Origin of the sequence: Chitinophaga pinensis DSM 2588 (assembly GCF_000024005.1) — a bacterium.
Classification (GTDB): domain Bacteria; phylum Bacteroidota; class Bacteroidia; order Chitinophagales; family Chitinophagaceae; genus Chitinophaga; species Chitinophaga pinensis.
Genome location: NC_013132.1, coordinates 5,062,136 through 5,081,687, shown reverse-complemented (window position 1 = coordinate 5,081,687; position 19,552 = coordinate 5,062,136). Strand labels below are relative to the sequence as shown.

General features: G+C 44.6%; 14 protein-coding genes. 8 read left to right on the top strand and 6 right to left on the bottom strand.

Annotated features, from left to right (window positions below; translation table 11 throughout):
- Positions 1 to 285: 285 nt before the first annotated feature.
- The 3 genes from CPIN_RS20285 to CPIN_RS20275 all read left to right on the top strand — a co-directional run bounded on the left by CPIN_RS20285 (position 286) and on the right by CPIN_RS20275 (position 3,027).
- On the top strand, positions 286 to 1,413 hold the full coding sequence (locus CPIN_RS20285) for a sensor histidine kinase (RefSeq protein WP_012791717.1): 1,128 nt from the start codon (positions 286 to 288) through the stop codon (positions 1,411 to 1,413).
- A gap of 7 nt (positions 1,414 to 1,420) precedes the next feature.
- Entirely contained in the window at positions 1,421 to 2,158 is a 738-nt protein-coding gene (locus CPIN_RS20280) for a LytR/AlgR family response regulator transcription factor (protein WP_052306844.1), read from the top strand.
- 314 nt (positions 2,159 to 2,472) lie between these two features.
- The gene (locus CPIN_RS20275) at positions 2,473 to 3,027 is read left to right on the top strand and encodes a hypothetical protein (protein WP_012791714.1); all 555 of its coding nucleotides are present in this window, start codon (positions 2,473 to 2,475) and stop codon (positions 3,025 to 3,027) included.
- Positions 3,028 to 3,201: 174 nt separating this feature from the next.
- On the opposite strand, the gene CPIN_RS20270 is transcribed toward CPIN_RS20275, so the two are convergent.
- Positions 3,202 to 3,837 carry a class I SAM-dependent methyltransferase gene (locus CPIN_RS20270; RefSeq protein ID WP_012791713.1) on the bottom strand — a complete coding sequence of 212 codons (636 nt, stop codon included), beginning with the start codon at positions 3,835 to 3,837 and terminating at the stop codon, positions 3,202 to 3,204.
- A 1,489-nt stretch (positions 3,838 to 5,326) separates the two neighbouring features.
- Here CPIN_RS20270 and CPIN_RS20265 point away from each other — a divergent pair.
- Positions 5,327 to 5,887, top strand: coding sequence for an NADPH-dependent FMN reductase (locus CPIN_RS20265; protein ID WP_012791712.1), 561 nt, complete (start codon positions 5,327 to 5,329; stop codon positions 5,885 to 5,887).
- On the opposite strand, the gene CPIN_RS20260 is transcribed toward CPIN_RS20265, so the two are convergent.
- The 3 genes from CPIN_RS20260 to CPIN_RS20250 all read right to left on the bottom strand — a co-directional run bounded on the left by CPIN_RS20260 (position 5,859) and on the right by CPIN_RS20250 (position 8,411).
- Positions 5,859 to 6,860, bottom strand: coding sequence for an outer membrane beta-barrel protein (locus CPIN_RS20260; RefSeq protein ID WP_012791711.1), 1,002 nt, complete (start codon positions 6,858 to 6,860; stop codon positions 5,859 to 5,861). The two genes, CPIN_RS20265 and CPIN_RS20260, sit on opposite strands and share 29 nt — an antisense overlap.
- Before the next feature lie 72 nt (positions 6,861 to 6,932).
- Positions 6,933 to 8,099, bottom strand: coding sequence for a BamA/TamA family outer membrane protein (locus tag CPIN_RS20255; protein WP_187294671.1), 1,167 nt, complete (start codon positions 8,097 to 8,099; stop codon positions 6,933 to 6,935).
- A 33-nt stretch (positions 8,100 to 8,132) separates the two neighbouring features.
- A complete protein-coding gene (locus tag CPIN_RS20250; protein WP_012791709.1) occupies positions 8,133 to 8,411 on the bottom strand; it encodes an Rdx family protein in 279 nt (92 codons plus the stop codon).
- 358 nt (positions 8,412 to 8,769) lie between these two features.
- Here CPIN_RS20250 and CPIN_RS20245 point away from each other — a divergent pair, with 358 nt between their 5' ends.
- A complete protein-coding gene (locus CPIN_RS20245; protein ID WP_187294670.1) occupies positions 8,770 to 10,656 on the top strand; it encodes a tetratricopeptide repeat-containing sensor histidine kinase in 1,887 nt (628 codons plus the stop codon).
- On the opposite strand, the gene CPIN_RS20240 is transcribed toward CPIN_RS20245, so the two are convergent.
- On the bottom strand, positions 10,653 to 12,512 hold the full coding sequence (locus tag CPIN_RS20240) for a DUF4132 domain-containing protein (protein WP_044219261.1): 1,860 nt from the start codon (positions 12,510 to 12,512) through the stop codon (positions 10,653 to 10,655). The genes CPIN_RS20245 and CPIN_RS20240 overlap by 4 nt on opposite strands.
- A gap of 171 nt (positions 12,513 to 12,683) precedes the next feature.
- On the opposite strand from CPIN_RS20240, the gene ypfJ reads away from it, so the two are divergent.
- From ypfJ to CPIN_RS20225, 3 genes are all read left to right on the top strand, one after another.
- Complete coding sequence (gene ypfJ / locus CPIN_RS20235) at positions 12,684 to 13,550, top strand: KPN_02809 family neutral zinc metallopeptidase (RefSeq protein ID WP_012791706.1); 867 nt, start codon at positions 12,684 to 12,686, stop codon at positions 13,548 to 13,550.
- Positions 13,551 to 14,250: 700 nt separating this feature from the next.
- The gene (fdhD, locus tag CPIN_RS20230; RefSeq protein WP_012791705.1) at positions 14,251 to 15,093 is read left to right on the top strand and encodes a formate dehydrogenase accessory sulfurtransferase FdhD; all 843 of its coding nucleotides are present in this window, start codon (positions 14,251 to 14,253) and stop codon (positions 15,091 to 15,093) included.
- 59 nt (positions 15,094 to 15,152) lie between these two features.
- Positions 15,153 to 17,462, top strand: a complete 2,310-nt coding sequence (locus CPIN_RS20225; RefSeq protein WP_012791704.1) for an FdhF/YdeP family oxidoreductase — start codon at positions 15,153 to 15,155, stop codon at positions 17,460 to 17,462.
- On the opposite strand, the gene CPIN_RS20220 is transcribed toward CPIN_RS20225, so the two are convergent.
- Entirely contained in the window at positions 17,448 to 19,412 is a 1,965-nt protein-coding gene (locus CPIN_RS20220) for a BamA/TamA family outer membrane protein (protein WP_148230601.1), read from the bottom strand. The two genes, CPIN_RS20225 and CPIN_RS20220, sit on opposite strands and share 15 nt — an antisense overlap.
- Positions 19,413 to 19,552 lie beyond the last annotated feature (140 nt).

Below are 19,552 nucleotides of genomic sequence, written 5' to 3'. Positions count from 1 at the left end.
ACAATCGCGCTATTCCAGGCTTTCTTTGCAAAGAAACGGGCAGCAAGAAGGCTGAAAAAACCGGAATGACCACCCGTAACAACGGATTGATGAAGGGTCGGAAAATGAGCAATACGGGGCAAAAAGCTCAATTTTGGTGGGAGAGGGGTCTCTCCTGCCGAAAAGCCTGCATTTGGTCAATTATTTCATACCATTCAGGCATTGGGGCTTTATAATAACTTAAAACTGGCGTAACTTTCTAAAAAGGCCATTTTTCAATAATCAGTGCAGATCAATACAGGTGAGATGAACACTTTTGTAAATAATCCTTCCAGGCTGAACTGGCTCTACCGGTACAAACTTTATCACATTCCTTTCTGGGCCGCCTATCACTTTATGTGGTGGACGGTGGCCATCGGGAATCCGTTTAAAGCTGCCGATGCAATATTTCTGACGCCTTATGTGATGAAATTCCTGTTTTACGTCGTTTTTCAGGCTTTGGCTGCATATTTCAATCTCTACTACCTGATCCCGAAATACCTTGAAAAAGGCCGCTTTACGCTCTATATAAGCTATCTTTTACTGACGATCGTCACAGCCTCATTGCTGATCGTTCCCGGATATTACCTGAGTGCATGGCTATCTGGAAAAACAATGCAGGAAGCTTATGGCAATAACGGCGATTGTTTTTACCAGTTTCTCGGCAATTCTATCCCGTCTACACTGGCTGCCATGACACTCGCGATGAGTATCAAACTGGGTAAAAACTGGTTACAAACGCAACGAAAGCAGCAAATGCTGGAAAAGGAGAAACTGGAAACGGAGCTGAATTTCCTGAAACACCAGTTCAATCCTCATTTTCTGTTTAATACCATCAATTCGATTTTCTTCCTGATACATAAGAATCCGGATATGGCTTCAGCATCCCTGGCGAAATTCTCAGAACTGTTACGGTATCAGTTGTACGAGTGTAATGATAAACAGATCCTGCTGGCGAGGGAAATTTCCTATATGGAAAACTCCATAGAACTGGAGCGCCTGCGGCAGAATGACAATATGGAGCTGAATGTGAAGGTTGAACAGGAAGAAGCCGGACAATGGGGTATTGCGCCATTTATTCTGATGACCTTTGTGGAGAATGCCTTTAAACATGTATCCATACATATGGACAGACCGAACTGGATCCGGATTGAGCTGGAACAACGCGGAGATACGCTGACATTCCTGGTATCTAACAGTACTTCTGAGGTCGCATCCAGGGATGTTGTGCAGTGCGGGGGTATCGGACTTAAAAATGTACAGCGCCGACTGGACCTTATTTATGCCGGACAATACCAGCTGGATATCTGCCAGGATACGCACCGTTTTGACGTCCAGCTTCAACTGCGGCTTTCTCCGCTTGAAATGCCTCAACCTTTACAGAAAACAGCCTGATAATACAATGATGAACTGTGTAATTATAGACGACGAACCGCTGGCCAGGGAAGGACTTTCCAGTTATGTCCGGGAGGTCGATTTCCTGCAACTTGTCGCTACCTGTACCAACCCTGTTGAGCTGATCAGGTTACTGGATGAACATCCGGTAGATCTTATTTTTCTGGATATCCAGATGCCGAAAATGAACGGGATCGACTTTCTGAAAATCGTTCAGAAACCACCGATGGTGATTATTACTACTGCATTTCCCAGTTATGCACTGGAAGGTTTTCAATTGAATGTGATGGATTACCTGCTGAAACCCATTACGTTTGATCGCTTTTTTAAAGCTGCGAATAAGGCGAAAGATTATTATCAGCTGTTACATAAACCAGTTGGTGAGGCGGCTAAAACAGCGAAAACGGAGGACTACTTTTTTATTAAATGCGGGAGCAAGTACGAAAAGATCTTCTTTGACGATATTCTTTATGTGCAGGGTATGCAGAACTATGTCACCATACATACCCGTAAGGGCAAATATATGACTTTACTGTATCTGAAGAATCTTGAAGAGAACCTTGACAGGAAGGCGTTTATAAGGGTACATAAATCCTATATTGTTGCGGTCAGCAAGATTGAGGGGATCGAAGGCAATGAGATCTTTATTCAGTCTGATAAAATTCCTATCAGCAGGAATTATCACGACATGGTGATTGAGCAGGTGGTGAAAAATAAGCTCTGGGATAAGATCAGGTTTTCCTGACTGATACTGAGCCGCAATGGCGTACTAACACTGATTGTCGGGAATTACGCACAGAGATTATGCTTCAATATTGGAACATTTTTTTATATATTTAACCCCGGTTTATCACTATGAGTGTTAAGAGAAAAGCAATATCGCCTCAAACTGCGTATGAACATATAAGTAAGTGGCATATTTGACTCCTTGTTCATCGAACTGAATCTTTTTGAAAAACCTCAGTTCAGACGTCAGTAAGCTGACGCCCATAGTTAACCCTCAGTTTAAATCAGGAGAAAACCTCCTTTATTACAAAACCTCTTAAATACAAAGTTCCGATGTCAGAACTGCGTTCACTGTATGTGAGCATTAAAACAAGAAAAGAAAACCTCGAACGTTTTTTCCAGGCTAGTCCGATAAAGCCTGTAGTTGACCAGGATTGGACTGCCTGGTGGGATAGTCGTGAAATGTATTCAAAATCAACACTGGACGAGATTCCTTTTTTCGATGCTGCGACCAATGGAGCGATATTGGAGGGGTATAAAGACAATCCGCAGACAGCAGGAACAGAAACCTGGGATGAAGCCGCGGGTACCTGGACTTTTGATGTATTATTCCTCAGTGAGAATTATATCGAAATAATGCCTGTATTGGGTTGGTTGAAAAATATAGCGCCATTTTTGGAATCGGGTGATGAAGGGGTTGCTGTTATCTATGATTATTTCTGGGGAGACAAGGATGTGATGGCACATCTGGAGTTTAAGGATCAGCAGGCGAAATTTAAATTAACCAGTCATGCCTCTAAGCTGAATAAGCAGGTGCTGGCGGCAGCTGAAGCGGCATTGCAACGAGCGTATGATCGTATGAGTGAGATGTATAAAGATGTTGATTGATCATCTTTTAGTTAGGAGCTGATATGAAATTCAGAAGATTTGGTTAGACTTTTAATCAATAGAAGGGATTGAATCCCTTTCACTTCGCCCGGAAAGATCCATTGCAGGTGGGTATTTAGCACTTGTTAGCTGAACAATTGATTGTAGAATAAACAAAATGGATGACAGATCATTTTATACAACCTGCTGATCATTCTTGCTGCATTTGATCAAATAAAACGGATAATTTTCAGTTATCTCTGTGACTTCAAATAATCCGGCATTACCAAATTCCTCCTGGATAGACTCCCGATCATAAAAGAACATCCTGACACCACCAAACATTTCATAACGATCTTTGCTAATGAAAGTACCCTGGCCGTAAGTATGGGCTTCTTTGGTGATGGCGGTGAACACCATATATCCATTCTCTGTAAGCTGGTTATAACAATCCCGGATCAGTTTTGCTCTGTCGTCACTGTCCAGCAAATGAATCAGTCCATAACAGAATATACCATCATATAAAACTTTATCAAAGGGCATCTCTGTAACAGAACCGTGGTAAATAGTCATCTCCGGACCATAATGCTTTCTTGCCAGTTCGATGGCTGTTTTTGATATTTCGATTCCTGTAACTGAGATGCCGTTGTCTCTGAAAATTTGTGCATTTCGTCCGTAGCCAATGCCGGGAATGAGCATGTTTTTTACCGAATGTCCGAGAAAGAAATCATTGGTTAATACCGCAGATTTTGAAGGTTCAAAGCCCCACATTTCCTGCTTCTCAGTGAAGCTTTTCTCCCAAAATTCAGGTTTTTCCATTTCGTTTGCCATGTGTCCTTGTCTTTAAGGAATGTAAATTACATTTTTGCAACAATATTTCAAAAATCAAAAAGCGCATGGGGCAGATCCCATGGGAGCGGGGTTGGTAACTATGAGTAACTGATTATAGTGTCAGGCCATTTCAGCGCAGGTAATTAAATTTGATTAGAGATCATAAATGGCACAGTTGGCGATTCATATCGCAGTATGTTTTGGGTTATTTACTGTGCTTATATTGTGGTCTGATCTTCTTTAGATATTCATTATCCTTCGTTAATCTTACGTTGATGAACGAAGGATTAACGAAGGATAATGAATATCTAAAGAAGATTATGCAAACCTGAAACAGGTTTATAATGACGAAGAAAGTGTACAGCTAATACGTGATAATAAGCTCATTTACGAAGACATAAAATGAGCCTTTAGCGAATTCAATAAAAGAGGGAAATCAGACAGTGGGAGAATATCTTCCTAATTCTATTTAACATAATATAAATTATAAGTATTTCATAGAACTAGATTAACAGGGTCTTATAAGGATATAAATTAGCCTATAAATAAGCTGTTACATAATCAAGGCAATAGCCTAACCGCACATACACAAAAATGAGCGCGCAGCTATAAGTTCCCATTATGTGTCTATTTGTTTGCTGGCAGCATTTACCCGGTTCGATATTTATAACCAGGTCATGATGACCAGCGTAGACGGTTTAAAATTGTCAGAATTGATAAAAATAACACCGCTAATCCCACAGGCATCATCCATAAGTTTCCTGGATAAAACGACAACTCATATACCTGTACATCATCATGTTTGCCGTAAGTACATATTGTAACGTAGTTCTTCAATATATGAGTTAATATTGTCTGTAAGTTACGGTTAAGCCCTGAAATGACCTGTCAGCCGTTTCATTCATTTCGCATTCAATTGTTCAGTCCAGAAATAATTAAAAATCGAATATTAAGCCCATATGAAGTCAAGTAAACAGAGCACGTTCAGAAGACTTGTCAGCCATTCTGTTCGTTCTATATTCAATTTATCAGCCACCAGGCGCCAGATAATTTAACATTAACATATATAAAAATCCCGGAGCTGATTAGCATCCGGGATGAATTATTTGCATTGAACTACCTCTTGTTGTCTAAGCACTTTATAAACTAACTTTCCTCGTTATCTCTCAGAGCATCCATTTCCTCATATACGCAGTTTGAAGCGATAATGATTTTTCTTTAAACACTCATAGGATAAACCGGGACTAAATATAAAAAAGTCTCAATTTTGAGCACTATCGATATAAGTAACCGCAGGACTTTCTTAATGAAATTGCTGAACCTATGGGAATGGCTAACCTATCTCATAACCAATGTTTGAATAGAACGCTGTCGATAAAATATTCAGCATATTTAGAAAGGAATCTGTGTAAATGCTTCAGGGTAGTTACAAAATTAAAACCGGGGTTAAATATATAAAAATTAGGCATACAGGATTAAACGGAAACATATGGCATTCAAGATTCTTGGTATCTCCGGTAGCCTCCGGAGCGCTTCTTCAAATACTTCATTATTAAGAGCCTGCGCAGCAATTGCGCCTGCAGACATGGTATTTTCTATTTATGATGGCCTGGATAAACTGCCTTATTTCAGTCCGGAACTGGATACGGAACAATCCACAGCACCTTTAACCGTAGCCGATCTCAGGCAGCAGGTACAGGCTGCGGATGCTGTTGTATTCAGTACACCCGAATATGCTTTTGGCATACCGGGCGTACTGAAAAACGCACTGGACTGGCTGGTATCTTCAGGCGAGTTTACGCATAAGCCGACCGTGGTGATCAGCGCATCTCCGCTTGCTACGGGTGGCGAAAAAGCGCATGCTTCACTGGTACAGACTTTAACTGTGATGACTGCTGATATCCGCGAGGAATACAAGCTGATCATACCTGTAATACGTACCAAAATAAATCCTGAAGGAATATTGACCGATGCTGTGCTGGAAAAGACTTTACGGACGCTGATAAGTGACCTCGCAGCGGCTAAAAGCGCCAGCGAAGACCAACATTAGCACCCAGACCGCCAATATTGATATAAGATTTCAGGTCATTCGCAGGCTTGTTGTCATCCTTGTAATTGACTTCAGCGCCTTGCTGACCTACGGGTGTATTGGAGCTCTGATCAAGCGTGGTCACGTATTTCGTATGACGTTCAGCTGTAGACAGATCATCTAAACCACGATGCTGCGTACTGATAACAGCACCGGTTGCCGGATTTCTCAGTGCGACCGTTTCATCATAGCTGGTTACTTCTTTTTCCTTGCTACGTACCGGAATATTGCGGTATTCAGCTTCTACGATAATATCCAGTTTTTTCGCAATTGGAAAAGCAACACCCACAGCACCCTGGAAACCCAATGTAATGTTTGGTTTTACTTTTTCATTACGGTGAACGGTCAGCTGTGTCAATACTGTCTGTCCACCAACTGTAGCAGTTCCGCTGCGGCTGGCATCTGTTTCAATCTTCAGATTACCCCACAGTGGTACGACCATACCAAAGCGAACATAAGGATTGACTTTTTTGAATCCCGGACTGATCACCACACCGGGCGCAAAATCAATCGCGTCAACAAATCCGTGCGATTCAACTTTACCGACAGTCTGGCTGGTGTTGATCAACGTGGTTTCTTCGCGTGTCATCAGGTTTTTCTTACTACGGTAATAGTTAAACGAGGCTTCCACAGCGATGTATTGATTCAGGTTCCAGCCGAAGGAGAGTCCTCCCCTCCCACCAGCGCCATACGATCCCGTCAATACTTTTTCTGAAACAGTTGTTGAGGCACCGGTCTGAGGATTGTATACCAGGTGTTCATCATGTGGCTCGTAGCTGCCAACCTTGGGGAACTGACCCGGGAATACGCTGAAGTAATAGCTACCGGTGACTTTAACGTAAAACTTAGACGTAGATTTAACATCCTGTGCCTTGATTGTTTGGGTGGACACAATTGCGCAGAGGGCGCAGAATAGGGCTGCACTTTTTTTCATAAAGGAATTTTTGGATCAACTATAGTTACTATTCAGTTAACAATTTACGTGCCCAATGCCCGTGGAGATAGCTTAAAACGCCTCTGCCAGAGAGAGGTATAATCCGGATTGACGCTCCTCTCCTGTGCGTTTTTCTCCCCATGCGTAGTCAATACGAACAGTCAGCTTTGCGCCTTCATCGTAGAACCAGCGTACGCCCATTCCGTAGCTTGGTTTGAGGTGCGACATCGCGATGTCCTTGTTGTTAAATACTGCACCAGAGCCGCCAAACGCAGCCAGTGCAAACTTGGGTTGCATATGCAGGAACCAGATATTGATGGGTATCTTAGGATCCAGGAAATAACGATATTCTACTTGTCCTGCGAGATAATTCTGATCTCTGTAACGGCCAGTATAATAGCCACGCATTATCAGGTCATTACCCAGTTCAGGTAAGAGATAAAATGGCAAAACACTTCCCTGTAAAGAGTTAAATAATCCGTTGAAACCAACAGTACTCTTCGGTGAGATCGGTACAAAATGACGCACCTGACCGTCGAATTTCCACAGTGCATGCTTACTCAGAAAGGCCGGAGCAAATGCTACGTTCAGCCGTACCCAGCTGCCTTTCGTTGTATAGTTCTGGTTGTCACGGTTATCATAAATACCCGTCGCTCCGATAAAAGTAACATGGCCGCCATTCTTGTCTATCAGTGTCATTCCCGGATAAACACCTTTGGTTTCTTTACTGCTATAGGTATCATGTTGATACAATACCGACATGCCTGCGTAGAAGTGACCTCCTATACGTCGCTCGCCTTCCAGCTGTACTTTATAGCGTCTGTTATCCAGCAATGTTGCGCCTGCCTTACGGGTCGTATCACCCAGTCCGTAGAAATTGATCGGAAAGTCATGATACCGGAGGTTACTCTTAAAGTGCCAGTTATTAGCATCTGTCCAGATATCTGTCTTCAGGTCTATTTTGAACTGTTTCTCTGTTGTAACAGTGGGAACAAGATTAATAGTTGAGTTGCGAAGAACCGGGTCTTTCGATGTATAAAAGGAATATAACATGGCAGCGCCCACTTCCAGTCCTTTCTCCGGGGAGTATCCTGCTACAGGCAAAGGAAAGAAACTGCGTTTATGTATAACAGCAGTATCCTGCCGTTGCGGTTTTACAGTATCCTGCAATTGCTGCTGCGCTGCCAGTCCCTGGCTAAATGCCAGTAATATCGTCGTAAAAATAATTGTTCTTTGCATACTCATCCGGGATGCAAAGAAACAACTTTTATCCTATTTTCGGTCACTATGGCCAAGGCTCTTTTCGGGAGCTACTTTATCCCTGATCACCTGCTTAACTTCCTTGATCTCAGGGAAATGCCCCAATTCCTTCCTGTTAATCACTGCGACACCGTTTACATAAATAATATAACTGCCATTCGTCTCACTTGGTTGCAGTGTCACACTATAAATATCCTCTGCGAAGGTCGTCAACAGTTCCTGTGCCATCCATGCTGCACGCATCATCCATCCGCATTTTGGGCAATATTCAATTGTTATCGTAGGCTTCATTTTGTAAAATAATTAATGACATATGAAATGTAACCGCAATGTAGTCACTCCTGCTAAGAAACAACGGATACATGGAATTAATACTGCGGATATATTCCTTACATTAGTAGCAATATTCCAACTGAAAGATACAACGAATCACAATATTTCAGATTTTGAAAATTTGCATCCGTTTTTTTTATAATTTTAGCACAGCATTCAGGTTACCCTTAAAGAACGTTTGTGCCGACAAATAGACTCTATGCGGATTGTCCGAATTAACTTATATACTTTTATATATCTGGCCTCATTATGTGTATGGACGAATTTCGTCTTTGCACAAAACGGTGAGCTCTCCTCACATCCCCAAAGGGACACTGTGCGCGTGCGCTTACTGAACGAGGAAGCCCGCAGGGCATTCCCTAAAAACCCTGCCAGGACGGAGGAGTATGCCCATGCCGCAATGGCGCTCAGCGACAGCCTTCATTTTAAACAGGGTATCATGTGGGCCACCCGCAACCTCGCTTTGTCGGAAAATGGAAAAGGTAACCTCGAAAAACAACTGGATCTCACCATCAATGCCCTGAAAATCGCAGAGGAACTCAATGATCTGCACGCTACAGGGATTCTCAACACAGATATCGGCAATATACTCGTAGAACAGGATCAGCCCAGACAGGCATTGCATTATCAGAAAAAAGCATTGCGTATCAAGCAATCACTGGGACAGCCTGGTGAAATTGCCAGAACGCTGAACAGCATTGGCAGTAGTTATATCAGGATGAATATGCCGGATTCCGCATTGCATTTTATGCTGGAATCTGAAAAGATAAAACTGGCCCTAAATGACCACCAGGGATTAGCAGTTACTTATGAAAACATTGGCCTGATCTATCTCCAGCAAAAAAAATACGCGCTGGCACTGCCCTATTTTGATATTTCTGAGCAATATTATAAGGAATCCGATCACCTGAACGGACTGGTAAAATCACACCTGAATATAGGACTGGTACACACCATGCTGCGCCACTATGAGGAAGCCCAGCAACATCTGTCAGAAGCGGCACTGCTAAACAGTACCCTGAAGAACGCCAAAAATACCATGGTCTACCACAAGAACATGGCCACTCTGGATTCCGCCCGTGGAGATTATGCTGCCGCACTGGCTAATTTCAGACAATTCAGCATTCTCAATGAAGAGATGTTCAGTCTGGAGAAAGCGAAATTCATCGCCAATACCAAAGAGAAATACGAAACTGAAAAGAAACAGCACGAGAATAAATTACTCCGTAAAGAACAACAACTGCACCTAGCGACCATCCACCAGCAACGCATCCTGGTGATTTTCTGTAGTATGCTGCTGCTCGGACTGTTTATCATCACCGCAGTATTATACCTGATGTACAGACGTCAGCAGGACCTTTACAAACAGTTAAATCACCGGAATACACAGGTGCAGCAGCAGAACATGATTATCCTGGAACAAAATACCGCGCTTGGCAACGGCAATCAGGTCAAGGATAAAATATTCTCTGTTATTTCTCATGATCTGCGTTCTCCGCTGGCTATCCTGGAAGGTTTGCTGTTCCTGCTGAGAGACGAGAAGATGTCAGAAGAACAATTCAGAATCTTCTCTCATGAACTTTGGCGTGATGTAAAAAACACGGCTTATATGATGGATAATCTCCTGCAATGGGCCAGTAGCCAGATGAAGGGAATTCATGTTACGCCAGACGACTTTGACATCAGCAATATCCTGAAAAATGAATTCGAATTATTGCAATCTTTAGCCCGTCAGAAGGAAATAACGTTGACGCACGAACTGCATCGGCCAATTATGGTGTATGCAGATCCTGATATGATCCGTCTTGTGCTCCGGAACCTGATCAGCAATGCTATCAAATTCACGCCCATCAAAGGAAATGTTAGTATCAGCTATATGCTGTCACCCGAAAAGATTGAAATCGTTGTACAGGATACAGGTATCGGTATCGCCTTAACGGATCAGGTGAAAGTATTCTCCAATATTTACTATTCTACCAGCGGTACGCAGAATGAGAAAGGCTGCGGATTAGGTCTCCCGCTGTCTAAAGATTTCATTGAACGTAACAATGGAAAGATCTGGTTCAACAGTATCTTCGGAAAGGGCACCAGCTTTCACTTCACACTCCCGCTCAGCGCGGAAGAAGAACCACATAGCAGAGGATATACAATTATTGTAAAAGAAGGGCAACAATACAGGGAAAACGTACTGGGAAACAATTAAGGACGCTTATGTAATTCAGTCCTTCCGGCCTTTGCCACAAACAAACCGATATCCCTTATCATCTCAGAAAAGACCACCGGAGGCACTTCGCTCAATGGCAATGGTTCTCCGTCTTTATAGAAGTTGAGCAGATCCGTAATAACAGAATCCTCCTCTTTTGTATCAGCAAAGAAATTTACCCGGATATCCCAGTCAGGCAGCGTTATATGCGGCACATAAGACCAGTTGTGTTCCGCTTTATGGCGTAAGGTCCAACCCCGCTGTATAATCGCCTGTTTGAATTGCTGTCTGTTCAGCACATGACAGGCAAAACGGGAAGAGTAATAGCAGTCCGCCAGTTCCTCATTATTGGGTGTGTAGATCTGTCTGTTCACCTGTTCAAATGGCTGGTCAACATGATGCTGAGACAAGAAACTACGCCATGCTTTTATCGTTTTTTCCGGTTCATTCATCGGGTGCCACAGTGTGACCTGCGTATCAGCCATAAGTTCCAGCAGTTTCCCCTGATGATCCACAATATGTCCATCCAGGCAATAGCCGATCGCATCCTGCTCCTTGGTCTGAAACCGCCATATCAAGCGGTTAGCCAAGGTTTTCATCAACGGATGCTCCAGGTAAACCGCTTTCCAGTGACTATACTGCCAGGGATGTTGCCGCAAAAAAGAACGTTCTAACCGGATCGCATTAGCTGAAAGCGTATCATCAATTTCCCGTACCAGTCGTTTAAAATCCCTCAGCGCAGCACTCTGTACAGCAGGCCCTTTCCCCAATGTTTTCCCATCTTTTTCCCAGGACAAGGCGGATTTGCCAGAATCCTGCAAGGTATAAACACCCGTCAGATCACCTACCGGTATCCGCAGACTCCCCTGCTGATCCAGTCCGAAATCCGGTACCATATATTCATCCAGCTCATGCAACGTCACACCATATTTCTGTGCCAGTGCCTGAAGGATTCTGTCAATACTTTTCAATGTAGCAGCATGTCTGACCAGTCCGCGGAGACGAACGATCCTACTCAGTGCTTCACTAAAAGGCAGACAGGTAAACGCATACAGACAAGCCGTACCGGTTTTGGCGGATAATGGTCCGGCGTTCCCTTTTTTCCTGTATGCCCAGGGGGCATACGCCTCCAGCAGATCCATCAGCACCTTATTGTCTGGTATGGCAGCGCACCAGATAAACGCCTTCAGCATATTGTGGTTGATGGCACTGAGATAGCTGATATTATAGTCTACAAAACTTTGTTTTCTGCCAGCATGTACCGACATCATCTGACCCTGGCAAAAAGAAATCCAGTCTTTCATCCGCGTGATAAAATAATCAGCGTCAATCCTGTTCACCAGCCCTTTTGCCCTGTTCCACCATTTCTGAGTCGGCATATTGCCCTCGCCTGCATTCAGACAGTGTTCCACAAAGGATGTCCAATACTCCTGCTGCCGCGTACTCCGGATATTAGACAAAAATTCCACCACCAGAATCCCCAGCGGGTCTCTCCGGCTCACTAATGGCTCCGGACCGCCATGCATCAGCAGATCGATCTGAATATTTACTCTATCTTCTGCAGTCGTAACACTTTTCTTTTCAGAGGTATCCAACAATTCCAGACAATACATCAGCGTTTCAGTCAACCGTCCTTTCTTATTCACCTTTAACTGAATAAGCTTGAACAGTTCCTGGCGGGGAAACCACCAGTCATTCGTCCTTCTGAGCGTTGTTTCGTGCCATTGGAAGATAATATGGAAGCATTGCTCATCCGACGTAAACACAGAGAGATATTTGATCAATCCCGCGGCATCAATGGCTTCAGGTAAATTGTCTGCCTGTATTTTTCCGATCCAGAAGTCTGTAAATTGCATAGCTTCAATGATGTAGAGGTATAACAATGAGGGTGTCAGTCTCACCTAATTTATTAAAAAAGCAGGGATTAAAAAAAACGAAGCCTTACCTACGGATGAATCAGGCAGGGAAATTGTTGTGATGGAAGGGTATTAAAATTTCTGTACTTTCGACATATAAACAAATAAAATATGCGCTGGCAAAACAGAAGATTAAGCGATAACGTAGAAGACCGTCGTGGTGGCGGCGGTGGTGGTGGAATGAGAAACATCGGCATCGGTGGTGGTATCGGTGGTATCATTATCATTGTTCTGGCCTTGTTATTCAACCAGGATCCCCAACAGGCTTTGCAATCCGTTCAGCAAGGTACCGGCGGTGCCCAGCAGACAGAATCCAAAACCGTTACCAACAACAGCGACGAGATTGCCCGGTTTGCATCGACAGTCCTGGCAGATACGGAAGACGTTTGGGAAAAGCTGTTTGCCGAAATGAACAAGCAATACAAAGATCCGGGTATGGTATTGTATACCGACTATGACCAGTCCGGCTGTGGTGCAGCGCAATCTGCTATGGGACCTTTTTATTGTCCTGCGGATGAGAAAGTTTATCTTGACCTGAGCTTCTTCAATGAAATGGAACAGCGCTTCAAAGTAGCAGGCGATTTCGCTATGGCTTACGTCATTGCACATGAAGTTGGTCATCACGTACAGAACCTCCTTGGCACCAGTCGCAAGGTACAGGCGATGCGTTCTCAGATAAGCGAGCGTGAATACAATAAATTATCCGTTAAACTTGAGTTACAGGCGGATTTCCTTGCTGGTGTATGGGCGCATCATGCACAGAAGATGCAGAACATCCTTGAAGCAGGTGACATTGAAGAAGCTTTGAATGCTGCCAGTGCTGTTGGCGACGATGCATTGCAAAAAGCGGCTTCCGGGCATGTTGTTCCGGATGCTTTCACGCATGGTACATCTGCGCAGCGTATGAAGTGGTTTAAGAAAGGTTTTGAGACCGGTGATGTCAAACAAGGTGACACTTTCAATACGACAGATCTTTAATATTACCCAAGCCGTCTCATTTGAGGCGGCTTTTTTTATCCCTCTGCGTTCTTATTCCTCGGCTTTCTTCCTCAATACGGGCTTTAATTGGAGATTGTTTAATTATCTCATGGTTTGCCCTTCTTTCTCGTTATCAATTGTTATAGTAATTATCGTTTCAATCTGAGCTTTTTCAGTTGGAAGCGTTATTATTTCCATTCAGTAATATTTTTGGGCGAGAGTGTCCTTCCGTAACTCCTGGTTGTTCTCGTCAATGTAATCAATGGTCATTTATCTTCCTTGATTGCGGGCTTTCCTGTTTATAATTGTTATTCTCTTTTTCAGGTCCTGGTGTTACGCTGCGGTTTCAGATGGGACCTCTGGGCTGACGCTCTTTGAAGTTCTTATACATGGGTCTTGGGTAAGTCGTGTTGGCTTGGGAATGACTATTTAACCCCTGTCAAGCGGATGAGCACTTCAAGAGCTAAGGCCAGGGTCTTCATCTGAAATCCTTCGCTATGACAGGACGGTCTCTGTTCAATAACCTTTTGGGAAATAGTGTCTGTTGTAAACCGGGGACATTTCTGAATTGAGATGATAATAAACCCTATAGCGTCAGACTAATTATCAGTGTATTCAACCAGACAGCAACCTGAAAAGCTGAAAACAAACTCAAAGACAGACGAAAATCATCGTACCTTAATTTCCGTAACTTTACAACATGTCCAACCCTGCCATTTCTTATACACGCATAACAAGAGTACAGGATACAATTGTTACTGCAACAGAAGACGCTCTCGCCGCAGAAGAACCGCTGGAAATACAGCTGATCTACGGCCCTGCTGCCGACAGACAGCAACAAAGCATCTCTGTCACGATGCGTACACCGGGTCAGGATCCGGAGCTGGCAACAGGCTTCCTTTTTACAGAAGGAATCATTTACGGAAATGAAGATATTAAAGCTATTAGCTCTGAAAGTGAGGTGACCAATACAATACTCGTAAGCCTGCACGAACAGGTATGTCCGGTGCTGAAAACAAGTCAGCGTAACTTCGTGTCGAATGCAGGCTGCGGCGTCTGCGGGAAGACCGACATTGCTGCGATTTATGCGCCCGTTACGAAAGAGAAGACAGCTGGCAGCACTACTACATGGTCTTCCGCGATGATCACCAGACTACCCGATATGCTGCGAAAACAACAGCAGCTGTTTGATGACACCGGTGGTATTCACGCAGCCGCACTGTTTGATGGTGCATCGAACTTATTGCTGATGCGCGAAGATATCGGACGACATAATGCCGTAGATAAGCTGATCGGCGCCGCTTTACAACAGCAGCTTTTCCCGATGGATCAATACCTGCTGCTACTCAGCGGACGTGCAGGATTTGAGTTGATCCAGAAAGCTGCGATGGCTGGTATCAAGGTGATTGCAGCTGTAGGCGCACCGTCTGGAATGGCCGTAAAGATGGCAGCAGAATGGGATATCACCTTGATAGGTTTCCTCAGACAACAACGATTTAACATCTATACCGGAGAACAAAGGATCATTATTGCGAATGAGTAAGTCTGCATAAACAGACTACCTTTTCGTTTATATATAATACGCAATAGAAACAAGCTTCCATGAGCAACGAACATACTGACGCTTCGCAGAACCCCGAACATTTTACAGGACATGTCCGTCTTGGCAAACCTAAAACAGCCGCTGCTGGTATTCCGGCAGTGGTCTCCAGTGTAAAACATATTCTGGATGAAATGGATGCCGTACGCGGCATGAAAGCCTTATTAAAACTGAATCAGAAAAGCGGATTTGATTGTCCCGGTTGCGCATGGCCTGATCCGGATGATGAACGTTCTGCTATCGGGGAGTATTGCGAAAATGGCGCAAAGGCAGTAGCAGAAGAGGCGACAAGCAAGAAACTGGATGCCGCATTCTTTGCAAAAAACAGTATCGCTGATCTCGCAGGACTGACAGACTATGAAATCGGTAAAAAAGGACGTGTGGCGCAACCGGTATACCTGGCGCCAGGAGCGACACATTACAAGCCCATCTCCTGGGATGACGCTTTTGGTAAAATAGCACACCACCTGAAAGTACTCTCCTCTCCTGATGAGGCGATTTTCTATACCTCCGGCCGCACAAGCAACGAAGCTGCTTTCCTTTATCAGTTGTTCGTAAGGGAATATGGTACCAACAACCTGCCCGACTGCTCCAATATGTGCCATGAATCCAGTGGTGTAGCATTATCAGATACATTGGGTATCGGTAAAGGCTCTGTAACGCTGGATGACCTGTATCAGGCGGAAGTGATTATTATACTCGGACAAAATCCAGGTACCAATCACCCGCGTATGCTGACCGCTCTGCAGAAAGCCAAGAAAAACGGGGTAAAGATCATTTCTGTGAATCCCTTACCGGAAACAGGACTGCTCAACTTCATGAATCCACAGACGGTAAAGGGTATGCTACATATCCCGACACAACTGACCGATCTCTTTTTACAGGTAAAGATCAATGGTGATATGGCGCTGTTACAGGCTATCGCGCTGTTGTTGCTCCAGGAAGAAGCGCAACAACCAGGGTCTGTCTTTGATAATCAGTTCATTAACCTTAATACCAGCGGTTATGATGCTTATATACAGCATATCCGTCAACTACAACTGGAAAGTTTGTCTGAGGCAGCAGGCATATCCATAGAACAGATAAAAGAAGCCGCCAGTATGCTGATGCATAAAAAGAAGATTGTGGCCTGCTGGGCCATGGGACTCACACAGCATAAAAACGCGGTTGACACGATCAAAGAAGTGGTGAACCTGTTGTTGCTGAAGGGTAGTGTCGGTAAACCAGGCGCAGGTACCTGTCCGGTACGCGGACACAGTAACGTGCAGGGCGACCGTACTATGGGAATCTATGAAAAACCTTCGGAGACGCTGCTCAAAGGCATCCGTTCTGTATACGGCTTTGAGCCGCCACAGAAACATGGATATGATACCGTACATGCCATCCGTGCTATGCGCGATGGAAAAGCAAAAGTCTTCTTCGCAATGGGTGGTAATTTTCTGTCTGCCACACCAGATACCGAAGTAACTGCGCAGGCACTACGTAATTGCGCGCTCACCGTACAGGTATCTACAAAACTGAACCGCAGCCACCTGGTACACGGACAAGAAGCCATTATACTGCCTACGCTGGGAAGAAGCGATCAGGATCTCCAAAACGGTGAAAAACAGTTTGTCACCTGCGAAAATTCTATGGGCGTCATTCAGATGTCAAAAGGAAATTTACGGCCGGTGTCTGATCAGCTGCTGAGTGAACCTGTCATCGTCTGCAAACTTGCACTGGCGACCCTGGGCAGCCAGTCAAAGGTTAACTGGCAACACTACATGCGGCACTATGATTACATCCGTGAGGATATCGAGAAAGTGATCCCCGGATTTAACAATTATAACATCCGTGTCAGAAAGCCCGGCGGATTCTATCTGCCGAATAATGCCCGTAACGGGAAGTTTAATACCATTACCGGCAAGGCGAATTTCAACGTCGCGACTATTATCAAACAGGAACTGGCAGCGGACGAATACATGATGATGACCATCCGCAGCCATGATCAGTTCAATACGACGATCTACGGACTGGATGACCGGTACCGCGGTATCTACCAGGAAAGAAGGGTGATCCTGATGAATGCAAAAGACATGAAGGCCGCAGGGTTGCAGGCAAATGATGTTGTTGACCTGATCAATAACTTTGAAGGACAGGAAAGGATCGTACATAAATTCCTGGTGGTGGAATATAGCATCCCTGAAAAATGTACCGCCACCTATTTTCCCGAGACAAATGCATTGGTACCGCTCAACAGTGTCGCCGACAAAAGCAATACGCCTACGTCTAAACTGGTGATCATTAAAGTGCGGAAATCATCTGAACTGTAAAAATGCCGGCGCCCTGAGTGAGAAGATGTTGAAACGGAAGTCGACTACTGTAGTCGCTTCCCAGAATACAGTCTGCATCGGATATGGCGCATTCGGATAATAATTGGCCGACAGCCGCAGGGTATTCAGCGAGAGGTTTTCGTTCCTTAACCTGAATCCCAGGCCCAGGCCGGAATATATCGGGTTTTTAAACAGATTGCTGCTTTTAATGGAAAGCTGGGATGCCTGGACGGAGGTAAAGAAGTTAAATTTGAAGCCCAGTAATTTCAGCGGACTATAATAAATCGTCTCCGAACGCACATTTAATCTTTGATATCCGCTCAGGGGAACGTTCTTATAGCCCCATACGCCAAGATCACGGTTGATATTCAGTGGTCTGTAAAAGTAATTATTCAGATTTCCCAGATAATCAAAGTATAGGAACTGACGCAGCTTTCCTCCGGCAAACCGGAAGGCGCGGCTGTAGTATTCTATTTTCGCATGGAGGATCGCATCCTCTGAAGCGTAGTTCTGATAAAAAGTGCTGATCCCTGCCTGTCCATAGATAATCCCCTTTGAACCGGTTACCCAGAATTTCTCTGCTTCCAGTCCGACATAGCCCCTGGTCCTACCCTTCCAGGTCTCCCAACCGGCAGTAGCCGATGCGGTATAACCCAGCGGAATATCCTCTGTTCTGCCAAATCCGAAGAAATGATCCGTTTTGAAAAACTCTTGCCGAAAGACGACTGCCTGGGCCAGGTAAAAGCGGTGGTTATTATATACAGGATCTAACTTATATTCCTCCTGCCAGGGTCGTTGGGTAAAGAGCAGATTAAAATGCCGGACCAGAAATGCCAGATTGGGTCTGCGCGAACCAGGATTGCGGCTGTCCTGTTTCAGGATGTTATAACCACCCCAGATGTCCAGGATATTATACCGGTAGTCACGGTACAGCGTATCCGGCCGGTTGAACATATTAATAGAGTAGTTGCTGCTGAAACCGATGCCTCCCGTCCACTTGGCCCCGCTTTTATATAAAGGTCTGTCAAAAGCAAAGTAGTAAGTTCCCTCGTAAGTACCCGAGTCCAGGGTATTAATATTATTAAGGGTGGTATATCCGCCGGAGAAGTCAATAAAGGAGCCCAGGATGTTGTTTTTTGTGTATCGTGCCTGCGAACCAAAAGGCGGATTATCGTTACCACTCCAGGATCCACCTATCTTGACACCCTGACCAGCACCAAAAAGGTTATCATTGGATACACTGGCCCTGATACCCGAGGTACTGAGCCTCGACAGGTCGAAACCGTATTCAAATACGTCTTTGGTCACTACCAGGAGGTCGATGGAATCCGGGGATGGACCTGTATTAATAATATATAAGCGGGCATCCTGAATGAAGGGTCGGCTACGCAGATAACGCTCATTATCCGACATTTCATATGGATTGAGTGTATCATTCTGCTGGAAAAACAACAATTGCCGGATCACCCATTCCTCCGAATTGAAGTGCAGGCGGTTGGCCAGGTGCACCAGTTTCATAGAGGTGGAAAAAGTCGTATCCTTGATATTGCTGGGACCAAATACGTTTACCCGACGGAAATAGATATCTCTGATCACTTTTCCGCTGAAGGGCTTGAAGTACTGTTCACTCTTGATAATACTGCTATCCGTACCGGAAGGCTCCGGTACATCCTGACGGGTCACCTTTCTGATAAGGGTATTCCGGTATTGCCTGCTACGGAGTGAGTCCTGATATACCCGCATACGGTTGAACCAGGAATTTGAATATTTCTTGGAGACCGGAACGGTATCCCCCTGTAAAATGACGTCCCCTGGAACGATCGTGTCTCCCGGGATCGTCGGTACGATGGGTACCGTGGGTATCATCGGGAGTATCGGGAACAAGGTATCCTCTTCCGGAACCGGCATGGCCGGAACGGAGGGCTTTACCGGGGAAATGGTATCACGCAAAACGGGATGGTGGGAAAATGTCCGTATGGGATGACCATGTGCCTCTAAAATTTCGAAGGCCAGGCAATAGCAAATCAAAAAATATACTAATATTTTTAGCGATTTTCTCACTCGATCTCAGAAGTAATAAGCAAGCATCT

Bases quoted from the DNA above. Each gene is read 5' to 3' on its own strand.
- CPIN_RS20285 (WP_012791717.1), top strand. From the start codon at position 286: ATGAACACTTTTGTAAATAATCCTTCCAGGCTGAACTGGCTCTACCGG.
- CPIN_RS20280 (WP_052306844.1), top strand. From the start codon at position 1,421: ATGATGAACTGTGTAATTATAGACGACGAACCGCTGGCCAGGGAAGGA.
- CPIN_RS20275 (WP_012791714.1), top strand. From the start codon at position 2,473: ATGTCAGAACTGCGTTCACTGTATGTGAGCATTAAAACAAGAAAAGAA.
- CPIN_RS20270 (WP_012791713.1), bottom strand. From the start codon at position 3,837: ATGGCAAACGAAATGGAAAAACCTGAATTTTGGGAGAAAAGCTTCACT.
- CPIN_RS20265 (WP_012791712.1), top strand. From the start codon at position 5,327: ATGGCATTCAAGATTCTTGGTATCTCCGGTAGCCTCCGGAGCGCTTCT.
- CPIN_RS20260 (WP_012791711.1), bottom strand. From the start codon at position 6,860: ATGAAAAAAAGTGCAGCCCTATTCTGCGCCCTCTGCGCAATTGTGTCC.
- CPIN_RS20255 (WP_187294671.1), bottom strand. From the start codon at position 8,099: ATGCAAAGAACAATTATTTTTACGACGATATTACTGGCATTTAGCCAG.
- CPIN_RS20250 (WP_012791709.1), bottom strand. From the start codon at position 8,411: ATGAAGCCTACGATAACAATTGAATATTGCCCAAAATGCGGATGGATG.
- CPIN_RS20240 (WP_044219261.1), bottom strand. From the start codon at position 12,512: ATGCAATTTACAGACTTCTGGATCGGAAAAATACAGGCAGACAATTTA.
- ypfJ (WP_012791706.1), top strand. From the start codon at position 12,684: ATGCGCTGGCAAAACAGAAGATTAAGCGATAACGTAGAAGACCGTCGT.
- fdhD (WP_012791705.1), top strand. From the start codon at position 14,251: ATGTCCAACCCTGCCATTTCTTATACACGCATAACAAGAGTACAGGAT.
- CPIN_RS20225 (WP_012791704.1), top strand. From the start codon at position 15,153: ATGAGCAACGAACATACTGACGCTTCGCAGAACCCCGAACATTTTACA.